We start from the raw sequence: 467 nt of genomic DNA, 5'->3' as shown, positions 1-467 counted from the left end.
GAAAAGAATTGTACAAACAGGTTTTAGAAACTTCTAGAACATGGAAAAACAGCGAAAACCTGATGTACGTTGTCGGTGCTACCAAAGCGGAATATTTCACTGAAATCCGCAAAATTGTTCCTGACAGTTTTTTACTCGTTCCGGGAGTTGGCGCACAAGGAGGTAGTCTTTCAGAAGTTTGTAAATACGGAATGAATGCCAATGTTGGATTATTAATCAATTCCTCCAGAGCAATTATTTACGCCTCAAATGGAACTGATTTTGCCGAAAAGGCTAGAGACGAAGCGTTGAAAATGCAGCAGGAAATGGAAGAGATAATGAGTTTAAAGTTTAAAGTTTAAAGTTTCAGGTTGTAACCAAAACATAAAACATAAAGCCTTTAATTATGAAACATATAAGTCATGTAAGTTAAAGAATGTTAGCTTGCTAAATAGTACTTAAGAAGGTATATAAGTTAAAAGCGTTCT

Annotated in this window: 1 protein-coding gene; it reads left to right on the top strand. The window is 35.1% G+C overall.

The window, feature by feature from the left end:
- Positions 1-341: beta/alpha barrel domain-containing protein (locus tag FCS21_RS17725; RefSeq protein ID WP_503328519.1), on the top strand; the 341-nt coding region annotated here is incomplete at its 5' end.
- Positions 342-467: the final 126 nt, after the last annotated feature.

This window comes from Colwellia ponticola (assembly GCF_005885605.1).
Classification (GTDB): Bacteria; Pseudomonadota; Gammaproteobacteria; order Enterobacterales; family Alteromonadaceae; genus Colwellia; species Colwellia ponticola.
The sequence above is the reverse complement of the archived record's forward strand: the minus strand, read 5'-3'. Positions and strand labels throughout refer to the sequence as shown.